Source organism: Stygiolobus sp. CP859M (assembly GCF_037389975.1).
GTDB lineage: Archaea > Thermoproteota > Thermoprotei_A > Sulfolobales > Sulfolobaceae > Stygiolobus.
In genome coordinates this window covers 1-20768 of sequence record NZ_JBBHKS010000012.1, presented here as the reverse complement: position 1 = coordinate 20768, position 20768 = coordinate 1, and the positions used below count along the sequence as shown (strand labels likewise).

Sequence of the window (20768 nt, the reverse complement as noted above, 5' to 3'; positions counted from 1 at the left end):
TTCAATTCTATTTTTTTAAGATTACCGAACTTGAAGGGTTGATCAGGGAAGTGGAGGAAATATCCTTTAGCTCTATAAAAAGACTCATCGATGAGGGAGAAAAATAAACTATCTTCAATTCCATATCGTGGGATAGAGAAGATTATGTGTTTTTAAACACTTACATAGAAGGATCACAAAAGACAAACGATGGTTATCTTGTGAGGGTTAAGGTACCCTCTGTAGGTTATTCGGAGATAAAGATTATTATTGCAAACCCAGTAAAAGTGGATGGACTTACGATGGAAAACGAATACCTTAGAGTGGTCTTAGACGAAAAAGGTAAAGTTGTCTCGCTTTATGACAAAGAGAGGTACTGAAAGCATCTTCTAATAGACTCATGATCTACGAAAATATACCGGGTTGGGCTGACGCATGGGATATTGAACCTTCTTATAAAGATACACAATTCGAACTTAATGCCGAGAAATATAAAGTCAGGGAAAAGGGGCCCTTAAGAGCGTGTATAAGATTTTATTATACTTTCAGAAACTCCACAGTAACGCAAGATACTTGCCTATACGCAAAAAGCAGGAGAGTGGACTTTAAGACTACTGTTCAAATGCTCGATAGGGAGTTAATACTGAAATACTGGTTCTTCTTCGATTTAAACGTAACAGAAGCCACCTTCGAAATACCTTATGGGATACTAAAGAGACCCACAACTAAAAACATCAGCTGAGAGAGAGCAAAGTTCGAAGTACCCTTCATGAAGTGGTTAGACCTATCTGAGGACGGCTTCGGTGTAGCCATTTTAAACAACGGAAAATACGGTACAGCGGTAGAAGGTGCTAATGTGGGAATTTCATTAGCTAAGACTTCTATTTACCATGGCTACGCTACCGACACTGAAATCAACACTTTTATTTACTCTGTCTATCCTCATAAGGGAGATTGGAAAGAAGCTAAGGTATATCAGAGAGCTTACGAACTTAATTATCCATTGAGGGCTGTAAAAGGTAAAGGTGGTGAAAAGAGCTTTATTAAGGTTAGTCCAGATAACCTGATATTAGAGGCAATGAAGAAATCTGAGGACGGTAAAGGTTTAGTGTTGAGGCTTCATAACGTACTAAATAAAAGAGGAAAAGGAGAGGTGAGTTTGTGGTTTAAACCCAGAGAAGCTCAGCTTGTCAATATACTCGAAAATAATATCCTGGAAGACATCAGAGTTGAAGGAGAGAAGCTGAAATTTGATTACCGTAACTATCAAATAATAAGCGTTAAAGTGACGTGAATTTTAAACAGTATTTAATTTCCATTTACAGTTCTTCTACCTTTTTATCGACGTTTACCCACCTTGAAAGGACGAGAGTTTCCTTCCAGATATCGTTCCCACCAGCAATTTGAGACTACATTTGATAGCTGTCGAGAGGTTCAGAGAACCCTCCTATTTTGAGAGAACTTTCACGCATTACGTTCTAGCCCCTTAAGAGGAATGACATATTTTTTAGCCCGTCCTACAGTCCCATTAAGCCCTAGTTTAGTTGGAGGAGAGCGTCGCTAATATTACTGTTAATTTTTAGGAAAAGAAGTATTTAAATGTAAGGTGCTAGCTATTACCGCTGGCAAGGCTTTATATCTCCATTTTCATAATAACGCCTATGTTCATGCCTAGATAATGATATTGATGAATGATTTCTCGATAAAATAACTTAGTTTGCTTACTAGTTATAAAGATTTCTCTTCATTTTACAATATAAATTTTTATTAAAAAATTAATTTTCACTTTTATGAAATCTTATCTATTTAATAGGTCTTAATAAGGTATATAATATGATTATTATAAGTTTAAGTTAAGCTGTAGTATTTATATAAAATAGTTTTTTTAAAAAAAAAGCAGTGTATCTTATGAACTCTGAAAGAACTGAGAAATTTGATTGTGAAAAATTTATTGAGAAATATATGAAAGTGTGGAATGATTATAGTATTGATAACATATTAGCACTTTATTCAGATGATACTATTTATATTCATCCCGGAGAAGAACCGAAGATAATTAAGGGAAAAGATAATTTCAGAAAATATTTGCAGAAACTATTTGATACATATCCTTATCATAAGCTGTTTCTGGTATCATTTGCATTCAACAATAAGACTATAATGGTAGAGTGGAAAGTTACTTCAGTCTTTTCCGGCCAAAGATACAATATAACGAACGATGGTACTAAAGTCGATTCCGAAGGAGTCGATGTGTTAGAACTTGGAGAAGATAATTTAATAAGAATGATACGATATCTGTTCAATAAAACAACAGCTTATTAAAAGAGGTGGATAACACGAAGAAAGAAGTAATGATAACATCAGTTATAGGTTCAGCTGCGTCCTTAGAAGGTGCTATGATAACAGCATCTATCCCGTACATTTCCTCTCAACTGAGCGTAAGTTATCTTGACTCTTCGCTATTCCTTACGCTTTTCGCCGTCATTTCTTCCCTCCTTTTCGTCCCGTTCTACCTTGTCGGGGAAAAGAGGGGAATTAAGAAATTACTTTTTTTGGGTGCACTCATTTTTTCCCTATCCGGTATAGCAATCCTCATAACGAACTCCTTCACCGTGGCCCTTGTTCTAAGGTCTTTACAAGGTCTCGGTGCGTCCATGATGTACCCAGCACAACTTGCATATGCTTCCTCTTACAAAGGAAGTGAAGGTAGGAACATAGGTTTCAATTACTCCATGTTAGCCTTAGCTTACATTATCGGAGTCCCATTAGGCTATGCTCTCGGCAAGATCGACTGGAAGTATTTGTTCCTCCTACCGTCTTTAATGGTATTTACATCACTCTTTTTAACGTCACATCTGTCAGACCTCAAAGGGAATTTCGGAAACCCAAGGTCAGCAGTAGGGCCTATGCTACTATTCAATGGAGTCTTAATATCAATCTATTCTTTTTACATAGGAATAGTAACAGCTTTAGCCGGCTTGTATTCCCTAAGTAAATGGAGCTTAGAAAAGAGGTTTCTCAAACCATTAGTTGCAGGTTTCTTACACTCCCTCTCTAGATATGCTGTTGTGGAATTTCTAGTCTTGAGCTACACTCAGCTTTTCCACGTAGAACCTCTTCTCGCTATAATACTAGTATTACTCTTCCCATTACCAATGGCGCTTATATCAGCACCGCTGGGAAAAGTAATTGGAGAAAGAAGTAGGACTATTGCAATATTAGGTTTCTCGATAATGTTACTAAGTTGGTTATTGCTCTTTAACAAAGTGATTGGAACGGTAATATTAGGTATAGGGACTGGAATAGCTACAGTGTCTAACACTGTCTACACTATGCAAAACTTAGGTCTAAAAGATAGGGTGGTAGGGTCTGCGATTAAGTCTCTTGAAGGTGTTGTGGGGATTTCAGTGGGACCTACAATTGCGATAGCGCTATTTAATTTTAAAATAGGTGTTGAGCTGGCTGTATCCATTCTTAACGCAGTTGCCATACTGTTATTGCTAGTGTAAGATCCTTAGATCTGAGTGTTTGATATCAAGCCGACAATTACCTTTAAGAACCATTATGAGCCTTCGCTTAAGTACGTTTTTATATCCACGTTAACTATCTAGTTTGGGACAATACTGACGTCTCCCCGCCTTAGAAGGGGCGAGCCTTTATGCCCCTTTACTTCCCTTTTCTGTAAATCTCGATGAAAGAGGTTCTCTGAATCCTTAACAGTACTCTAATGGGAGATGTGCAAACATAAATCGATGAGGTGCAACTGTTGCCATTTAAAACGAGAAGAAATTGGTTCTGAGATGAATGAAATAAGTGAGGAAAGAAACGTTATTTCTTTTCAATTTATATTAATTGTGCATTAACTCCTTCTTTCATAGCTATTTCATATTGCTTTCTATCAGACGTTACTAACTCAAGGTTGTTTAACTTAGCTAATGCGATGAATAAGGAGTCATAAATAGTTATTTTATTCCTAATAGATATCTTAAATGCTTCAATCAAGTACTTATCTTGGTTTACAACCAACATAGCCTCATGTTTTACTAAGTCGGAAAGTACTTTAATCGCAACGTCCTCCTTTGTTTCACTTGTAAGGGTCTTTTTCCACAAGGCGTTGGCAACTTCTTTAATCGATAAGTCAAGCGTCATTACTCCTTCAGTTATTATTTCCGCAACCTTTTCCCAACCCTTCTCCTTTGAGAAAAATTTTACCAAGGAAGATGAGTCAATGACTCTCACGGTCTTCCCTCACAGATTCTACAGAGAAGCCTTCTTCACTAGGTTTAACGTCCTTTAGGTCTTCAACCCATTTATTTACATACTCTTTAGCCTTAACCTTTATATAAAGTTCCTCCAAAAATTTTCTTACTTCTTGGTCAATATCTATACCTTGCTTTTCTAATTCCTCCTTTATCTCCTTCCTTATCCTTATACTAATGACCGTTGACATATATGTCTACTTCCCGTAGACATTAATAAAAATTATCATAAAAGTTTTACGCGTCCTTGTTATACTTAAATTAAGATTTCAGCTCCTTCCTTGTTTCAGCCTAATACGTAAGGTGTCTAGAGTATATCCATAGTATCGTCATTATGCTATTTATATTCGTTTAACGAGTTATAATCCCGTATAACTAGCTATGTAACCATTGCAACGCTTTTTTGAAAAATGTTTAAGGTCAAAAGGCTCAGTGTGTAGATACCTCAATTTCTTCGCCGATAGATACTCCACTAGGTCTTGTAAAGGCTGTCGTTAGCTGATATTTTTATTAGAATAAATCAAAAAAACTAAAGCTTGTTTTTATTTTAACCACTTGAAGCTAAATTTAATGCCTTTAATATTCCTAATTCCTTTTGCCAAACCTTATTTATGTAATTAATGTGTTAAAACCTTAAATAATTTTCTCAATTGCTCAACTTTTCCTTAATTAAGTTTTAAATGACAATTGTGAATTTTTATTTATGGTGGAAATTTTATCGATACTATTTTACCTAAACGATTTTTAATTTTCTTAAGTCCTTCATAAATATTTTATATTCTAAGATTATTAATTAATACGTAAAGTATTAAAAAAGAGAATTCCAATATGGCTAGTGATGAAAGTAAATATTACTACTCTAAGGAGGAAATATTTTCTATCTTTTTTAGCTGTAATTTTACTTGTAACGCCACTGTTATCAACTGCAGACAATGGTGGTTCTGTCTATTATATCTATAACAATTCTCCACAATATTCGATACTACCAGGTTCAATATATGTTCAACCAGTACCACAGAATTACACACTCCCTATCGCAATCTTGTTAAACTTCACTAATTATCAGAAATTAACTTCTATTACTAACGAAATCTCTAACCATGAAGCAGGTTACCTATCACCTTCACAGTTTAGAAATGAATTTTATCCTCCTCAGTCGTATAAAGAAGAACTAATAAATTATTTAGAGTCTTACGGAATTAATTTTACCGGCGATTACGGGCTAATTCTCACCTTCCAAGGAACTGTAGGGGAAATAGAGAAAGCGTTTAACACTTACATAAACATATATTACTATCCTCTAAAGAATATCTACTGGTTCGGATTACCGGGAATTGTAAATGTGGGACCCTTCTATTATTTCTCTAATAATGTGACCCCGTCTCTACCTTATAATGTAGGTAAATACATAGTAGGTATTGTAGGCATTGACAGTATAGACCCCAAGGTTTATCCAGTAATTAAAGAGGCTTGGAACTTAGAAATTAATAGTGCAAATTTACAAAACTTATCTCTAGTCTCCAGCGTTTTGGTGACGCCCAAAGCAATAGCGGATTACTTTAATTTCACTGAGGTATATTATAAAGGATACCTTGGACAAGGTACAAAGATAGCAATAGAAGGAGTCCCTGAATCATTTGTCAATGCGGACGACATTTATACCTTCTGGAAAGAATTTTATATAGTACCGAGAACTGGAGGGTTAAACGTAATATACTTAGGGAATGTAGTCACCTCAGGTCCATCCGGAGAAAACGAACTAGATGCAGAGTGGTCTGGTGTGTTTGCCCCGGCATCTAACGTATACGTTGTGTTCAGTAACGGATACGTGGGAGGATCAGCCCTAGTCGGTAATTTACTTAACTACTACTATGAATATTACTATATGGTTAACTATATTGACCCTAACGTGATCTCAATCTCTGTATCAGTACCAGAGTCATTTTTAGCCGCTTATTATCCTGCTATGTTATGGATGATACATAATATTATGATTCAAGCAATTGATGAAGGGATTTCTGTAGTAGCTGCATCAGGAGACTGGGGATTTGAAAGTGATAATCCCCCGCCTAATTTCATTATAGGACTCTACAATACTATATGGTATCCTGAGAGCGATCCGTATGTCACGTCTGTGGGTGGAATTTTCGTTAATGTTACACCTACCGGTCAAGTGCTATCCATTTCTGGCTGGGATTATAGTACTGGAGGAAGTAGTGTAGTATTCCCTGTCCAGAACTTCGAACTAACATCCTTCATACCTTTCACTCCGATTAATCAAAGGACTTATCCCGATATAGCTTTCGTATCAGCGGGCGGATACAATATAGTAGAGTATGGTTTCGGATTACCGTTAATATATCAAGGACAACTGTTAATGTGGTACGGAACTAGTGGAGCAGCACCTATGACTGCTGCCATGATAGCATTGACCGGAGTCAAACTAGGAGATCTAAACACTATACTCTATCACATATCTTACTCAGGAACTATATTAACACCTAAAGGGGAAATTACGGGAATGAATGCATGGATACCTATAACCTCAGGTAATAATCCGTTGCCAGCTCATTACGGATGGAATTTTGTCACTGGTCCAGGGACTTATAATGCATATGGAATGGTATACGACCTTAGATTGTTTTATACAGTAACTTATTTTCAATAAGTAATTAAGACAAGAAAGACAAATTTTTTCTTTATTATATTTCCTCTACCAATAATTTTTCTGATACAGCTATATACATTATGCGCCTAAATTATCCATTATGACTCTATAAGAGTTCTTCCACATAACTTCTTCCTCATGACCTTCGATAGCCCTAACTAAATCCTTAACTTTTAATATATTCTCAAAGCCTCTAGGAACTTCACGAATCCCCAGGGAGTCCGTTCCTATTGTCACGTGTTCCCAACCGTAAGATTCCCCAAGACATTTTATGTTATCTATGATGGAATTTAAATTGCCTTCCCTTAAAGTGGAAACTGTAGCAGTAATTCCTATAACTCCATTAGTTCTAACAATAGCCTCTATTTCCTCATCATCTAAGTTCCTCCTATGATCTTTTAATCTCTTCACATTAGCATGAGATGCTATAACTGGCTTTTTACTCAAATTACATACGTCGATAATTGCTTTCTTACCTGCGTGAGCTAAATCAATTATAATACCCAAAGAATTAGCCAGTTTAACTAATTCCTCACCCTCTGACGTTGAACCATAATCCTTCTTAGACATACAAGAGGAAGCAAATTTATTATCACAATTCAAGTTAAACCTAAATTATAAACATGAAGCTCCTTTAATAAGTAAATATCAGTGTAATCTCTTAAGGCATCAGCACCCTCGAGAGATAGTAAAAGTTGATATCCTTATAGATAAATCGTTCTCACCCCTAATAACTTTAGTGAAGCCTCTTCTGTCCAAATAATAATAAAACTTAACCTGATCAATAAATTAAGTCAAATGAGAAATATGTACTGCGCGTAGGAGTACCGTAAAGTGAAGTCAATAACTCACTTCTCTCATCTAAAGCTTCTACATAAGGAAAAATAGAAGTAAAAACTAAAGAGTCAAATTCCTTGAGCTTCTTAATGCTGAACTGATCATTACCATTGGCTACATCAACTTCCCTCTGATTTGAATAAGCTAAATCCTCATGAAGATCTACTAATTTCACCACTACCACCAAAGAATCTAAACTAAAAATAATATTTAAAAACACACAACCCCTGAAACGAAAACGGCAAATCAATTACAAAGTTGGGGGTTAAGGGGGCGGAAAGCCTCGCCAGATGGATAGCCCCGTGTTTAAATACCTCATTTCTCTAAAATTTCTCTTAGTGATGCTAACGGCGCTTCTCCCCAGTTTAATGGGACTGTAGGAGGAGTAACCGTTATCTCCTTTCCTTCAAGGACTAGACGTAATTTGGATGAAAGTCCCCCTTTTCAAATGGGAGTGGAGATCTCTGAGCCACCCGGCTGTCCACCATATGAGAAATGTAGTCCCGAATCGATGAGAGGAATGATGAGCCCTTCGGGAGGGAACCCTCGACCCTTTCAGGGCAGGGAGGAAGTTAGTTGCAAAGCCGATGTTTGCAGCAACTTTAACGTTCAAAATTTAACTAACAAGTAAAAGTTAATTTTATTTTATAATAAATTATTTACAAGAGGAAAATTTTAAGCCAAACATTTGGATTTCAAACTATTAACTTTATTGCTTAATTTATAACTACGTAAAATCTAAATAATCTAATAATGACCACTATGCTATGCGTGTGAGCTTGGAATGGTTTCCGTTCGTGATAGGAATTTTCGCCTTATCTCTTATCTCATGGATGAACTCAATATTATTTAATAACGTGCTACTTTTCGAAATAGGGAAAGTAATATACTTTCTTGCTATTTTTGCCTTTTTATCGATCCTAATACTATGGGTTAAGGGTTATATCGAGAACAGACAATCTGTACAAGAAGACCTGAAAAACCTTACACGCATAGCACTTTCAGCATTTCTAGGAGTAATCCTTTTCATCTTTGGTGCCTTTTTTACGGTCTATATAGGAGTTAACGCGAACACGGCTTATGTCTTGCTAATCCTATATTTTATAGGTTACTCGGAAGTCTTCGCGGTGAACGTATTCACTGGGTATATATTATTTACTCGGACCTTAAGGCAAGAAGACTTGAACTACACCATTTTAGTTCCTTCTTTAGCTCTCTCTGCTAATGTTTTACTTAGTGCACGTCTTCTCCCACCTCATCTTCCTTACATATCCTTATTCTATACTAAGGTGGTTTATTTCATTATGTTAATAAGTTTTGGAATAGCATTCTTTCAATTTATGTTTTTAGGTTCAATTGCACTAGTTTCTCACTTAACATTTAAAGGACATCCTTCCGTGGTAATGATCCCAGTGGGTGCATCAAGTATCTTAGCAATGAATATTCTTACTTTCCCTTCTTATAATTTCCTAGACTTCTTATATTTCCCTGAAAAAGTATCTATTACACTTGGTATTATTCTGTTCGGATTTGAACTTTGGAATTTAACAGTAGGGTTAATAATAGCTATATCTAGAAGAAATTTGAAACCTAACCTGGCTGTATGGGCTTATATTTTTCCTTTAGCTATCTCCTCATTTTCTGATTTTCTTTTATATCAATTGACCTCTATTACCTTTTTTAAATACTTAGAATTAACACTCTCTATAGTTATAGTTCTATTCTATATATATTCTATGAGAATAACTTTTTTAATAATAAAAGGAAGAGAAAATACACGTTGATCTAATACCGTTATTTATAAACTCCATTTATATTAATACGATTACATCTCCAGTTTACATTGGCTATATCACCTTATATAAACCTTTTAACCTCACTTATTTGGAAATTCCACTATCCATAACATTTCTTATACTATTATTTACAAGATCCAAAATACCTTCTGAGATAGAAAAAACACTTTCAAAGCTTAAGAAAGTAAGAAAATTAGTTGTTGAAGTTAACAAGAAACCCAGTGTAGACAGAGTCGTAGAAGTTAAAAGTATAGATGATAGTATTAGGTTTGCAATAGCCGCTGCAAAGCCTATATTAGTTTATAGAGATAAAGGTTTTTCCTACTTTCTCTGTTTTTATTCTAAAATTATAGTCGTATTTTATGAATAATATTAAACAAAATATTTAAAAACATCTCATTGTTAAAAATTCTCATTAAAAATTATTTAAAACATATACTGCGACATTAGACTAATAAAGATAGGTTCTAAATACTACTAATCAAAAAAATAAATGTAGATTTTGCAAAATTGTTTCTTTATATAGAGAACAAGGTAGATGCTAGGGATGATTCGGTAACACCTACCTCGAATTTTAAGGGATATGAAAACATTTTACATTTATTGAACGGATATATTTCATCAAATGTTTAATTCTTAATGAATAGAATTTACATCAATATCTTATAATTTATGTTATTCTTTGCGTAAACATTTACCAAGTTTAACGGTAGATTAGCTTAATAACTGGTCTATCAAGAAATATAATAGACCCATATGGCTAAGAAAGAGAAGAAGACACAAGGTCAATCAGGCCAATCAGGTCAGTCTGGTAGCCAAAAGAAATAATGAGATCACAGATTTAATTATTATCTCAAGGTAAACTTTTTTTATAACTTCAACTTTCGTAAAATCTTTTAGTTAGAAGATTGAAAATCTTTCAACTAGATAGCAAGAGAACTCTAAAGAGTTTATCATTATTATTATTAAAAAATTTCAAATTATCCACAAACTCACAATTTAAATTGAATTAAGTAAAAAGAAGTTTTAAACTAAAGGTATTAAAATGCTAGTGTATAACTTGAGTCATAAGATAAATTACTTTCGAAAAAATGTTTTAAAAATTAGCTATTTACTTCTTGGAAGACCTTGTGATGAGGCCTACCTTCAATTATACTCTTTCCGTAATTTACAGTCTCTCTATAAGCTTGACTATCTATGAATTTTCTAAAGGCCTCGAGACTATCCCATTCACTGTATATCAGGTATTCGGAAGGATTATCAACACTCTTCTGACTTCCTCTCCTTTCTGGAAGGGTCGAGGGCTCCCTTCCAGAGGGCTCATCGTTCCCACCATCGATTCGGGTTTACATCTCTCATTTGGTGGGCAGTCGAATGGCTCAGAGAACCACTCCCATTTGAAGATGGGACTTTCATTGCCGAGCTCTAGTCCCTTGAAGGAGAAGGAAAATGATGATTGCTCCTCCCACAGTCCCATTAAGCCCTCAATCAAGCTGGGGAAGAGCGTCGTTAGCATCACTAAGAGAAATTTTAACAAAGAAGTATTTAAATATAAGGGGGCTATCCATCCCCGCTGGCGAGGCTTTCCATCCCCTTAACCCCCCTTTCTTTGTAAAGCCTAGTCTTCCCCTATTTCTTAAACGACCTCGCATTCCAATACCCTTTTGATATAGCTTTACCTATTGAAGGTTGTTCTCTTCTTATATCCCTAATTATTACTTCTACTTTGTCAGGTTTCTCAAACCTAACTCCTAATTCCTTGTATTTCTCTCTAAGTAAGTAGGCTCTATTTCTGTCTAGACCCTTAAATATATTATCAGTTACGTATACCTCGTTATACTTGACCCATTCGAATACATAGTCTTGATAAGCGTACACGTTGGAGTCGACAAGAATCCTGACTCCTTTATATTGCGTAAACTTCGGTTGCGACTCAGTGGGAATCATGACCAAATCTGCATCCTCTGTAGTAGAAGATAACCTAACCTTGACTCCTAGTCTTTTCAATTCCCTTTCGTAATATTGAAGAATTCTACCGAACTCCATCTTTTTATAAGGGTCTCTATACTCGTTCACCTCCCCACCCAGTTTATCGCTTATTTCATAAAGCTCGACCTCGAAACCTCTCAGGGACAAAACTCTTGAAGCCTCAAGTCCTGCTAACCCCCCGCCTACTACCCTCACAAGTCCTTCTCCTTTCTCCATAGGAGGTAAAATTTCCCAACCTAATTCTGGGTTTACATCACAACGAACCTCTCTTGTAGAAAGTAACCTACACAGTTGATTACATCTTATACAATACCTAATGGGCTTCCCCTCTTTTACCTTTACCACCCAATCTGGGTCTGCGAGGATCTGTCTCCCTAAGACCACAGCGTCGGCTATTTCCAATACCTTGTCTGCTTCTTCAACAGTCGTAACAGATCCTACGAGGAATAAGGGTAAGTCCTTAACGTAATCTCTTATTATCCTAGCTTCCTTTAAGTAGCTTGGCCTCTTATAGTAAAAGCTTGAAGACCCGCCAAGTGGTCCATCCCTCCCAGCCGATATATGAACATAATCTAACTTGTCTTTGACCCTGCTTATAACCTTGCCTACAAGATCTGGAGTCAGTCCTAAAGGGTCGAATTCTGTAGCAGATATTCTTAACCCTACCGGAATGCTGACTACCCTTCTAATCTCGGTAAGAATTTCCTCTAGAAAGAGAACACCGTCCCTATACTCGTCGTCTCTCTTGTTTGTTGCTGGAGAGAGGAATTGTGCTATCAAATAACCGTGAGCACCATGCAGTTCAATACCGTCAAACCCACTTTTCTCGGCCCTCTCTGAAGCTTTAACGAAGTCATCTATAACCCTATTTATATCGTCCTTTGTCATCACCTTAACGGGATCTATCAAAGGAATATCTGAAGGTGCTATAACTTCATTCCCCCATATTAAGTTCCTCCTCGTTTTTCTTCCTACATGAACTAACTGGACGAATATCTTGGATCCTACATTATGCACTGCCTCTGTCAGCCTTGCGAACTTTAGGATAAGTTCGTCATGATATAAACCTAATTGATTAGGAGAACCTCTAGCGTCCATCTTGTTAACGTAAGTGTACTCTGTAATCATTAGACCTACGCTTCTCCTCCTCACAAAATAAGCGATCATTTCTTCACTGGGATAACCTTCTGGTGTAGCCAGATTTGTAATCATAGGAGCCATTACTACTCTGTTGTTTAAGGTGACATCACGCACTCTCAACGGTTCTAATATCTTCATAGAATGATTTTAGGCTCATTACAATTAAAGTTGATTCAACATAATTAAGTAAATCTAGTTGCAAATCAAACGATAAATGTGAGAATAAAAATCGAAGCGTTATAAAACGCAGTAACAAATTAAACAGAAATAATTTCTTACCCTTCATGAATGAATAGTATATGTGAAAATATGTCACTTCTAATCATACTTTTTGTATTTAAGCGATGATTATTACACACTTCATTATATATACTATATATAACTATATAGACATTATATAGTAAAATAGAATATGTAGATAATCTATATTCACTATTTTTCATAAGTAATGCTTAAATTTCATATTTTTAAAATGTTATCCTATGGTCACAATACTGTTCATCACTCCAGATAAGAAATTCCTTTACGACGGTAAGAGAATTAAGGAAGTTAAAAAGGACAAGGATATCCCTGAAAATGCAGAGTTACGTTTTGCAAAACCTATGATAGTTTACGACGTAGAAGGGTTCACCCTATCGGAATTAGTGGATAATTATGGAACGTTGTTACTAGGTACAATGAAGCTAAGGGAGTTAGTCAGCAAATTGGACTGGAGAGATTTCATTCTCTTTGTAGATCACGTAAAGAAGACCATAAGAATTTTCGTTAGGGGAGGAGAGGAGTTTATAATACCTTACGGCTCATTGGAGTTTATGAGGTATTTATTGGCGAAGTTCCACTCCGGGATACTGCTAGAGAGTGCTAGTTTTGACGAGATCCAGATGTTCTCTACCTAGACTATCATTTTTTAACCTTATTTGTATAATGACTAGAATGTGATCTGTCCGCCGATAACCTATCGCGGGAGAGTAGTTAAGGAGGACGGCATCGACCCTTTTAAACACCCTTCTGTCATAGAATGGCATAACTACTTGTTCACAAAGTGGAGGTCGAAAAAGAGAGTAGCTTTACTCCTACCATGTACTGAGAAAAAACCTTACCATAATTCCCCTACGCATATAATAGCTGAGAGTATAGTCAAGGACAAAGTACAGTTGTACAGTGTTTCGGAACCCATGCTTTTAGTACCCAGGGAATTTGAAGACTGTTACCCATTTAGTGATTATGATTACCCTCCTTCGAAGATGACTAGAGAGGAGAGGGAAGAATTCGTTCGACTGTTGACTACTGCATTAAAAGTATTAGAGTCATACCACCAACATATAATAGCAGTTTTGCCCAAACACCACTTTAGCGTTTTAAGCGAAGCGTCTAAATTATCTGGAGTTAAGATCGAACTACTGCCTTACGGAAGACTAGCTTTCAGGAGTATAAAGGAGGCGTCTCTAAAGGCTCTTAAACTATCTGAGGGATTATGACTAGAGGAATAGTTAGGCTACTCAGTTTAGTTTTATTATAATACCAGTGAATTTAACACTCAGTCGTATACTTCTATGGTTGAGACGTCGTCGTACTATATAGAGGTTTTAAAATAATACTAAGTTATTTGGTTTTATAATACCTTCAGTAGTACTTTATAACCTGGTATTACTATTATTTCTCTTAATGAAAGTAATACTGGGCATGCCTGACGATAGAATCCCTATCTGGAAATTAGGCTCACCAATTATGATTAACCAGTTACGGACGATTGAGAGGACTTGGGAGAATGAAACTTGGGTTGACAGCGGTGGATATCAAATAATGAAGAAGGGGATCAAAATTGACGTGAAAGAAGTAATTAACAAGTATAAACAAGTAAAAGGAGACTACTTTATATCTCTTGACATCCCTACACCAGTTTGTTCACCGCCTGCGAAGGAGACCTTCGACTATTACCTTAAACTTTACGAGGCTGAACTTGATGTGATCCCCGTTATTCACGCTTATCCTTTCGATCATATTGACAAAGCCTTAGACTTTTACAGTTCCCATCCCCCGAAGCTAATCGCCTATGGTGGTGTAGTTCCACCCCTCCTCCATAGGGGAATTGGTAGGGCTACAGTAATAGCAATTTACCATTACCTTAGGAATAAGATAAAGAACTTACACGTTATGGGAGCCGGATCACCCTTTATGAGGAGAGTGTTCTACAACGCAGACAGTGTAGATACGTCGACTTATAGGGTAAAAGGGGCCATGGGAATGATACTGATCCCCGGAAAAGGGGAAAAGTACGTGGGAAGTAGGAAAATAAAGTGGCACGTAAGGAGTGCTAACAACGAGGAAATAGAAAGTTTGTTAGTATTTCTAGAGCAAACCCATTTCCCGTTTGATATAAACTTGGACAACTGGATAAACAGAACTCTGATAAACGCGTGGGTTATTCTCAAGTCCGAATATACGGGGAGTAGACCAGAAATAAGAAAGAGCGAAGAAATAGGAAAGCTCAGTGCAAACGACATAAGGGAGATGGACGTTTGCGGAAAGCTTAAATTATCCTCAGCTTCTCAGACCAACATGTCGTAATATTAATTAAAAACCTACTCGAGATAGTAGAAATAATGTCTAAAAGTGAGGCCGACATTCAATTAGAGTTACTGAGGTTGGGAATTGAAGTAAGTAAGTTCAAGGGAAAAATAAAGAACATTATGCCCAATTATACTCCTAAGGAATCACTGGGAGACAGTAAAGAGAGTTTACAGCTTATAGATGACAAGATAAAGAGGGTGGACGTATTCTCTCCTAGTGGTTCAGAATACTCGGTTGCTTCAATTGACACTTCTAGTAAAATTCTTAGGACTACTTTCCTAGATCTGGTCGTTGTAGGAGGTGCCCTTTACTCCACGGAAAGGGACAAGATAGTCTTTCCATTCGACACGGGCGGGAGATATTTGGGTATCGCATCTTACCTTGAGCTTATTAGGACACTGAAGAACTCCCTACATTCTCCAAGTTTAGCTTTTCATAATGTAGTAGGTTACGAGTTTGCACTAGATGAAGTCAACGTGGAGACAAAAGAAGGGGTTAAGAGGGAAAGCTTGTACCACTTGGACGACGTTGCAGATGAATTAAGGCTTGAGGCTGAAAACATACTCATACGGCAAGTCAGTAAAGAGAAATTACTAGTCTTAGATGGTCCCCTTTTCCCGACTCCTATAGAGTTGAGCTATTCATTCCAGTTCGGAGTACCAGAAGAAAAGGACAAGATCAAGCACTGGGGGAGAATAACCCACAGATGGGCATATGCAACACTAATTAAAGAAAGACTGGACTTGACAAAGGGAAAAGACGTAGTAGGAGTAGTCAAGAGGTTGGAGAATTCTAGAAAGTTAAGGAGGATTCCTTGCTTAACAAAATTAATAGGATCTACCGGTGTCCCTGACTTATCTGACGCAGAAATACTAGAACTCATCTCAGAAACGCACTGCGGTTCCGTAATAGGTCTCTGCCTTATAGGACCTTTAGAGATAAAGAGCGAAATTGACGTCAAGAGAGAAGATATCGACCAAGTAGTACTGGCACCAAAAGACCTACCTACAAGGTATGCGTATTATGCTATTCTCAAAATACCTGGTGAAGTGCAGAGCTTTTTCAGGGTTGAGAGCACGAGTCTAACGGTTTTAGATACTTCGATAGGAGTGATATTTAGTAGCATTACAAGCGATATATTACCAACATACATTTCGATAGTAGATAACTACTCAAAAAGAGTGACGAAAGGTCTATTCTACATATCATTTAACGTGTTAAAGGACTTTATAACTGTCCTACACGACTCTAAGCTTGAAGCTATAAGCATAAGTAAAGAACTCTCTAGTGGTCTAGCTTGAGAATAAAGGACGCTATAAACAGAGTACTATGGAGCGAGAAGGAAAAGTCGAAGTTCATCCTAGTAATAAGGGATAGGGCTAAAGGAAGTTCTGAAATACCTTTTGAAAGAATACAGAGGGTTGACAACACATACATTTACCTAAGGGACACTGAGGACGTCATACCATTACACAGGGTTATAGAGATCAGAAAGGAGGGTAAGCTTTACTGGAGTAGATACGCTCACATAAAATAGTTTTTACCCCAACGTCGCGATATGTCCTCTAGATATCTTAACCTTTCATTCAAACTGGGATGAGTGGAAAAGAATTTCTCCCTCTCCTTACTTCCGAGCAGGCTTTGTTTAATAAAGAGTAACTGAAATTCGGGAAAATATTTAAGCATCGACGTCGGTAGAGTATTGGAGAGATACGCGATCTTAATTAAAGCATATGATAAGTACTCCGATATCCACTGGGTTGTACTCGCAGCGGTGATATCAGCTTTTTTCTCCAAATATCTATGAAAATAGAACATACTTATTATACCTAAAGCGAGTGCAAATAGCCCTAAGGGAAGCATATAAAATGATAGTAAAGCGTACACAATGTTAACTGCTAGGATGTAAAACCACTGGATCTCCGTATCTTTGTTCTTTATATGTGCGAACTCATGAGCTAGAACGGCAACAAGTTCTTTATCATTTAAACCCTCAATTAAAGGTTTAGTCAATGCTACGGCGTTGAAGAACACGTTACCAAAAGCCAGAGCGTTCAGATAACTTGACTGAATTTCGTAAACCTTTACGCGTTTAACACCTAAGAGAGCGGCTGAATAGCTTGCTAACCTTAACAAGTTTTCATCCTTTACCTCTTTAATTCTGAGTGCCGATATCATTATATAGGGAGATAGCAGATACCATATTAAAAATGCTAAAACTAGTTCAGCGAGAGTATTAACAACTGTTGAAGGAACTATCAACGATATCAGCGTTTCAGTCAGTAGGATAACCATGAAAGACATAAAGTAATATTTCCACCACCACATACTTACTCAATTCTATTTGACAGTTTTATTCTTATTTCAAAGAGTTAGAAACTTCATAACACTTTTTTATTTTTAATGATTACAACTAGCTTTTATGACATGTCATATATTCTACGGATATAAGGACTTAAGTGATTTAATCGAGAAGTATAAAATACTTGATGATGAAGGCTTAGAGAATATCAAAAAGAAAGTATCGTGGGAGTTGAATTTCAGACTTGAAAGAGCGTATGAAGACTTAATAAGGAAGCTTTACTTTACGATATTTGAGGTAGCATCAGTTTACAGAGAATTAGCGTTCAGAAATGCTAATCCTTCCTACATCTTACCGTCTGTAATACCTTCATTAAACACGACCTTAAAGTTAACTGTTGTAGATGGAGTAATCAGGCTAAAAGAGTCTTTACTGTTTGATATTAGAGTATCGGATGTGATCAGACGGTTCGCTGGTTTCGAATTGGAAAATGTCTCAAGTAACTCGATTTCCATTGATTTATCACGGTATACAAGTGTAAAGAACTTCTTCCTCGACGCAAAAATGGAAGTGAGCAGTGGCAATTTACATACAGAAGTAAACATAAAACTGCCATTGGAAAATAAGGGCTTCAACAGAGAGATAAGTGCGGACGAACTGAATAAAGTACTGGTAGTCACAGCTAGGGAGACAAATCAAAAAGCCATTGGTATTCATCAACAACTCACCGACATATCCCAATCCCTCATTGAAAGTATTCTAGAACCGATCCTATATGACGTCAGAGAGGAGTTCATAAAGAAAGAGGGAGTGAGTGAACTGATTTATGTGCCTTATGCTAGACCTTTTATTCTTTCAGCCTCTTTTTCCGCTCTCAATAACGAGGAAGAAGCTCAACTGTTCTCAGAGAAATGTAGGATGACAATACATAAATTGAAGAAGCTAGGTGATAGAGACCTAGGTGATGGATTAAAGTTAACTAAGGAGGGTAGAGTACTGAAGAACAACACGGAGGTAAAGGAACCTTCTACGTTATCGTTTGCTGTCCTGAAGGCTTTGATTTCCAAGGCTAAGAATGCTATAGTGATCATTGAATACCCGGAGGAGTATCAAACCGAGGAGAAAAAGGCAGAAATTCTCGATGAAATAAAGAAGATATCTGAAACAGGAAATAGAGTGTATATAATTACAGCTGATAAAATGTTCACTAATTATTGATATAGAATTAAAATATTTTTAATAACTCCAGTAAAATAAATAAAATTTAATCTTAATAATCTACTAGAATTAAATATAATTTTCAACAATCTCTATTGATAAAACACTAATTATCAAATATTATCTCCGTGATTAATAATTTAATATTATGAGCTGGAGAGATGACGACACTAAGTTCGTTAGAGAGATAAACGAAAGACTAACACAACTTTTTGTGAGCTATAATAAGACCTTATCCTCTACTGGAATTTTGCTAGGCAGGCTTTACAGTATTATAGTTTTTATGCAGTATCCCGAGTTTTCGGGAAGCATCGAAACTCTGGTTAAACTTTATCACACAATAGAGAATATAAAGGAGGAGATATTAAAGATAAAACAACAATACGAAAAATTAGAGAATGAAATAGAAATGATCGTAAATTCAGTAAAGAACACACTTAAAATAGAGGATATAGGTAATGTTTTCCCTATGTATTCCTCACTAAAGAGTTTAATGAAGATAATCAAACACATGATTGACGAAGCTATTTCAGTAACCGAAACCGTAAATAACATAGATACCTTAAAGAGAAGAGTAATTATAGTGAACCAGCTTACTACTTCTGATGAAATATCTGTCTATAGATTAGGATTAAAACTCTTAAGGGAGATCTCAGACTTCAAAAAGTTTCAGAAGTTAGTAGAAACACTTTATTACTCCCTCATATCTTCTTCAGGTCTTGATGACGAGACTAAGAGACAGATAGCGAGTGATTACATTAAGACTTTAAGGTCAAGCCTTGAATATATTAATAGCACCGAAAAGGAAGTAGAAAAAACAACAAAAATAGTAGGGACTCTTATTCTTGATATAAAGGGAAGTAGATTCGAAGAATTATTATTAAGCCTAGTGAATGAGTACGAAACATCATTTAACTCACTTATAAAGACCGTAAAAGATACTTTAAATGAGGTTAACAGAATGGGATTTGATTTAGGAATAGTGAGAAATTAACGTCAAGTAATTGATGACGTGTTGGACTGACTAATAGCACTGCCTTTGGATTACATAGATGATGGGCTAGGCTCTGGAGTAAAGCTTGAGACCACTGCATTAACTATTTTAGGAGTGCCTTAATCGGGCAGGAGTGGCGTTTTGCCTTTACGTATGTTAGGTTGTACACCACGCGTACACGAACCCGTAATAATGAATGCCAAACCTAGTGGGCTTGGTAAGTCGTTTGAGACGGCGAATCAATAGAGAAATACCTCAACGGATGCATTAATGGAGTGAAAACATGGTAATTTGAATGAGGAAGACGTAATCCACTGCTATTTGGCACTCCTAACCGCGGTAGAAGCCGTAACCGAGTAAAACCCTGAGCACGCTCTAACTGCCTAAACCCACATGCCTTAGTGACAAGAGGGGAGAAAACTTACCAACACTCACGCCAGTAAGACCAGCGTGTAACTCTTCATGTACTTCTTTACAGCAGTTATGGGACTTTAACGTAACTTAAAGATTTTCATCAGCCCCGGCGGTCCACCTAAATAACGTTCAACGAACCTGAGGAACGCCTCCACGCTCCTCAGGTTCAGCTCCCCTATCAGCTCCCTGACGACGTTGACCATGATGGTGAAGATCGTGAGGTAACCCTGAAGCCTCTCTCTCCTCCAGAACGAAGAGTCCTCCAGTCCAAGGGCCTTGGCGTCCCTGTGAAGCTTCTCGATCTCCCACCTCATCCTCCATGCCTCCTCGATCTCCTCCTCGCCGAGCGAGAGATCGGTCGTGTAGAGGTATCTGACGTGTGTCCCGGAGTCACCTTTATATTCTTGGACTAGCAATTTTACAGTAACCACTCGGCCTCCCAGGGTCAGGTCGGCGTAGTAGACTCCGGGGGGTAGGTCTCCCACTCGGAGGTGTCCCTCCACCTCCTCGAGGGTCCCCCGGGCCGACTCGACCCTGAGGAGCCTCCGGTTGGACTTGAGCTCAGACACCACGTTGTCCTTCACGAGCTTCTCTGACCAGT

The 20768-nt window shown here is 37.0% G+C and carries 19 protein-coding genes and 4 pseudogenes; 15 read left to right on the top strand and 8 right to left on the bottom strand.

Going from position 1 to position 20768, the window contains the following annotated elements:
* Positions 1 to 146 precede the first annotated feature (146 nt).
* The 5 genes and pseudogenes from WIW72_RS05025 to WIW72_RS05005 all read left to right on the top strand — a co-directional run bounded on the left by WIW72_RS05025 (position 147) and on the right by WIW72_RS05005 (position 3488).
* Positions 147 to 359: a hypothetical protein gene (locus WIW72_RS05025; protein WP_337702200.1), complete on the top strand. Its 213-nt coding sequence runs from the start codon at positions 147 to 149 to the stop codon at positions 357 to 359.
* Between the two features lie 20 nt (positions 360 to 379).
* A pseudogene (locus WIW72_RS05020) lies at positions 380 to 808 on the top strand (glycoside hydrolase family 38 C-terminal domain-containing protein); the annotation flags it as partial.
* A 249-nt stretch (positions 809 to 1057) separates the two neighbouring features.
* On the top strand, positions 1058 to 1273 hold the full coding sequence (locus WIW72_RS05015; protein ID WP_337702246.1) for a glycosyl hydrolase-related protein: 216 nt from the start codon (positions 1058 to 1060) through the stop codon (positions 1271 to 1273).
* Between the two features lie 614 nt (positions 1274 to 1887).
* Positions 1888 to 2301: a nuclear transport factor 2 family protein gene (locus tag WIW72_RS05010; RefSeq protein WP_337702202.1), complete on the top strand. Its 414-nt coding sequence runs from the start codon at positions 1888 to 1890 to the stop codon at positions 2299 to 2301.
* 5 nt (positions 2302 to 2306) lie between these two features.
* Positions 2307 to 3488 (top strand): MFS transporter, encoded by a 1182-nt coding sequence (locus tag WIW72_RS05005; RefSeq protein WP_337702204.1) that lies wholly within the window; start codon positions 2307 to 2309, stop codon positions 3486 to 3488.
* A gap of 334 nt (positions 3489 to 3822) precedes the next feature.
* Here WIW72_RS05005 and WIW72_RS05000 read toward each other — a convergent pair whose 3' ends face one another.
* Together WIW72_RS05000 and vapB are read right to left on the bottom strand one after the other, a co-directional pair.
* The gene (locus tag WIW72_RS05000) at positions 3823 to 4218 is read right to left on the bottom strand and encodes a type II toxin-antitoxin system VapC family toxin (RefSeq protein ID WP_337702206.1); all 396 of its coding nucleotides are present in this window, start codon (positions 4216 to 4218) and stop codon (positions 3823 to 3825) included.
* Entirely contained in the window at positions 4205 to 4429 is a 225-nt protein-coding gene (gene vapB / locus WIW72_RS04995) for a type II toxin-antitoxin system VapB family antitoxin (protein ID WP_337702208.1), read from the bottom strand. Before vapB ends, WIW72_RS05000 begins: the two co-directional genes overlap by 14 nt.
* Before the next feature lie 647 nt (positions 4430 to 5076).
* Here vapB and WIW72_RS04990 point away from each other — a divergent pair.
* On the top strand, positions 5077 to 6906 hold the full coding sequence (locus WIW72_RS04990) for a S53 family peptidase (protein ID WP_337702210.1): 1830 nt from the start codon (positions 5077 to 5079) through the stop codon (positions 6904 to 6906).
* 78 nt (positions 6907 to 6984) lie between these two features.
* On the opposite strand, the pseudogene WIW72_RS04985 reads toward WIW72_RS04990, so the two are convergent.
* Positions 6985 to 7918, bottom strand: a pseudogene (locus WIW72_RS04985) (membrane dipeptidase).
* Between the two features lie 592 nt (positions 7919 to 8510).
* Between WIW72_RS04985 and WIW72_RS04980 the strand changes: the two are divergent.
* Both WIW72_RS04980 and WIW72_RS04975 read left to right on the top strand, forming a co-directional pair.
* Entirely contained in the window at positions 8511 to 9527 is a 1017-nt protein-coding gene (locus WIW72_RS04980; RefSeq protein ID WP_337702212.1) for a hypothetical protein, read from the top strand.
* Between the two features lie 100 nt (positions 9528 to 9627).
* The gene (locus WIW72_RS04975; RefSeq protein WP_337702214.1) at positions 9628 to 9909 is read left to right on the top strand and encodes a hypothetical protein; all 282 of its coding nucleotides are present in this window, start codon (positions 9628 to 9630) and stop codon (positions 9907 to 9909) included.
* A 733-nt stretch (positions 9910 to 10642) separates the two neighbouring features.
* Here WIW72_RS04975 and WIW72_RS04970 read toward each other — a convergent pair.
* The 3 genes and pseudogenes from WIW72_RS04970 to WIW72_RS04960 form a co-directional block, all read right to left on the bottom strand.
* A pseudogene (locus WIW72_RS04970) lies at positions 10643 to 10810 on the bottom strand (antibiotic biosynthesis monooxygenase family protein); the annotation flags it as partial.
* Positions 10780 to 11058, bottom strand: a complete 279-nt coding sequence (locus tag WIW72_RS04965; protein ID WP_337702216.1) for a hypothetical protein — start codon at positions 11056 to 11058, stop codon at positions 10780 to 10782. The gene WIW72_RS04965 and the pseudogene WIW72_RS04970, both read right to left, overlap by 31 nt.
* A 110-nt stretch (positions 11059 to 11168) precedes the next feature.
* On the bottom strand, positions 11169 to 12806 hold the full coding sequence (locus WIW72_RS04960; protein WP_337702218.1) for an oxidoreductase: 1638 nt from the start codon (positions 12804 to 12806) through the stop codon (positions 11169 to 11171).
* A gap of 344 nt (positions 12807 to 13150) precedes the next feature.
* On the opposite strand from WIW72_RS04960, the gene WIW72_RS04955 reads away from it, so the two are divergent.
* The 5 genes from WIW72_RS04955 (at position 13151) to WIW72_RS04935 (ending at position 16776) form a co-directional block, all read left to right on the top strand.
* Positions 13151 to 13564: a hypothetical protein gene (locus WIW72_RS04955; RefSeq protein ID WP_337702219.1), complete on the top strand. Its 414-nt coding sequence runs from the start codon at positions 13151 to 13153 to the stop codon at positions 13562 to 13564.
* 39 nt (positions 13565 to 13603) lie between these two features.
* Positions 13604 to 14146, top strand: a complete 543-nt coding sequence (locus WIW72_RS04950; RefSeq protein ID WP_337702221.1) for a DUF5591 domain-containing protein — start codon at positions 13604 to 13606, stop codon at positions 14144 to 14146.
* A gap of 187 nt (positions 14147 to 14333) precedes the next feature.
* Positions 14334 to 15236: a hypothetical protein gene (locus tag WIW72_RS04945; protein ID WP_337702223.1), complete on the top strand. Its 903-nt coding sequence runs from the start codon at positions 14334 to 14336 to the stop codon at positions 15234 to 15236.
* A gap of 35 nt (positions 15237 to 15271) precedes the next feature.
* Entirely contained in the window at positions 15272 to 16540 is a 1269-nt protein-coding gene (locus WIW72_RS04940; RefSeq protein ID WP_337702225.1) for a DNA double-strand break repair nuclease NurA, read from the top strand.
* Positions 16537 to 16776 carry a DUF504 domain-containing protein gene (locus WIW72_RS04935; protein ID WP_337702227.1) on the top strand — a complete coding sequence of 80 codons (240 nt, stop codon included), beginning with the start codon at positions 16537 to 16539 and terminating at the stop codon, positions 16774 to 16776. The genes WIW72_RS04940 and WIW72_RS04935 overlap by 4 nt, the downstream gene beginning before the upstream one ends.
* Here the strand turns inward: WIW72_RS04935 and WIW72_RS04930 are convergent.
* Complete coding sequence (locus tag WIW72_RS04930) at positions 16764 to 17567, bottom strand: M48 family metallopeptidase (protein WP_337702229.1); 804 nt, start codon at positions 17565 to 17567, stop codon at positions 16764 to 16766. The genes WIW72_RS04935 and WIW72_RS04930 overlap by 13 nt on opposite strands.
* A gap of 94 nt (positions 17568 to 17661) precedes the next feature.
* Here WIW72_RS04930 and WIW72_RS04925 point away from each other — a divergent pair, with 94 nt between their 5' ends.
* Both WIW72_RS04925 and WIW72_RS04920 read left to right on the top strand, forming a co-directional pair.
* Positions 17662 to 18759: a hypothetical protein gene (locus tag WIW72_RS04925; protein ID WP_337702231.1), complete on the top strand. Its 1098-nt coding sequence runs from the start codon at positions 17662 to 17664 to the stop codon at positions 18757 to 18759.
* Positions 18760 to 18907: 148 nt separating this feature from the next.
* The gene (locus WIW72_RS04920; RefSeq protein ID WP_337702233.1) at positions 18908 to 19753 is read left to right on the top strand and encodes a hypothetical protein; all 846 of its coding nucleotides are present in this window, start codon (positions 18908 to 18910) and stop codon (positions 19751 to 19753) included.
* Positions 19754 to 20244: 491 nt separating this feature from the next.
* Here the strand turns inward: WIW72_RS04920 and WIW72_RS04915 are convergent.
* Positions 20245 to 20768 (bottom strand): annotated as a pseudogene (locus tag WIW72_RS04915) (IS701 family transposase); the annotation flags it as partial.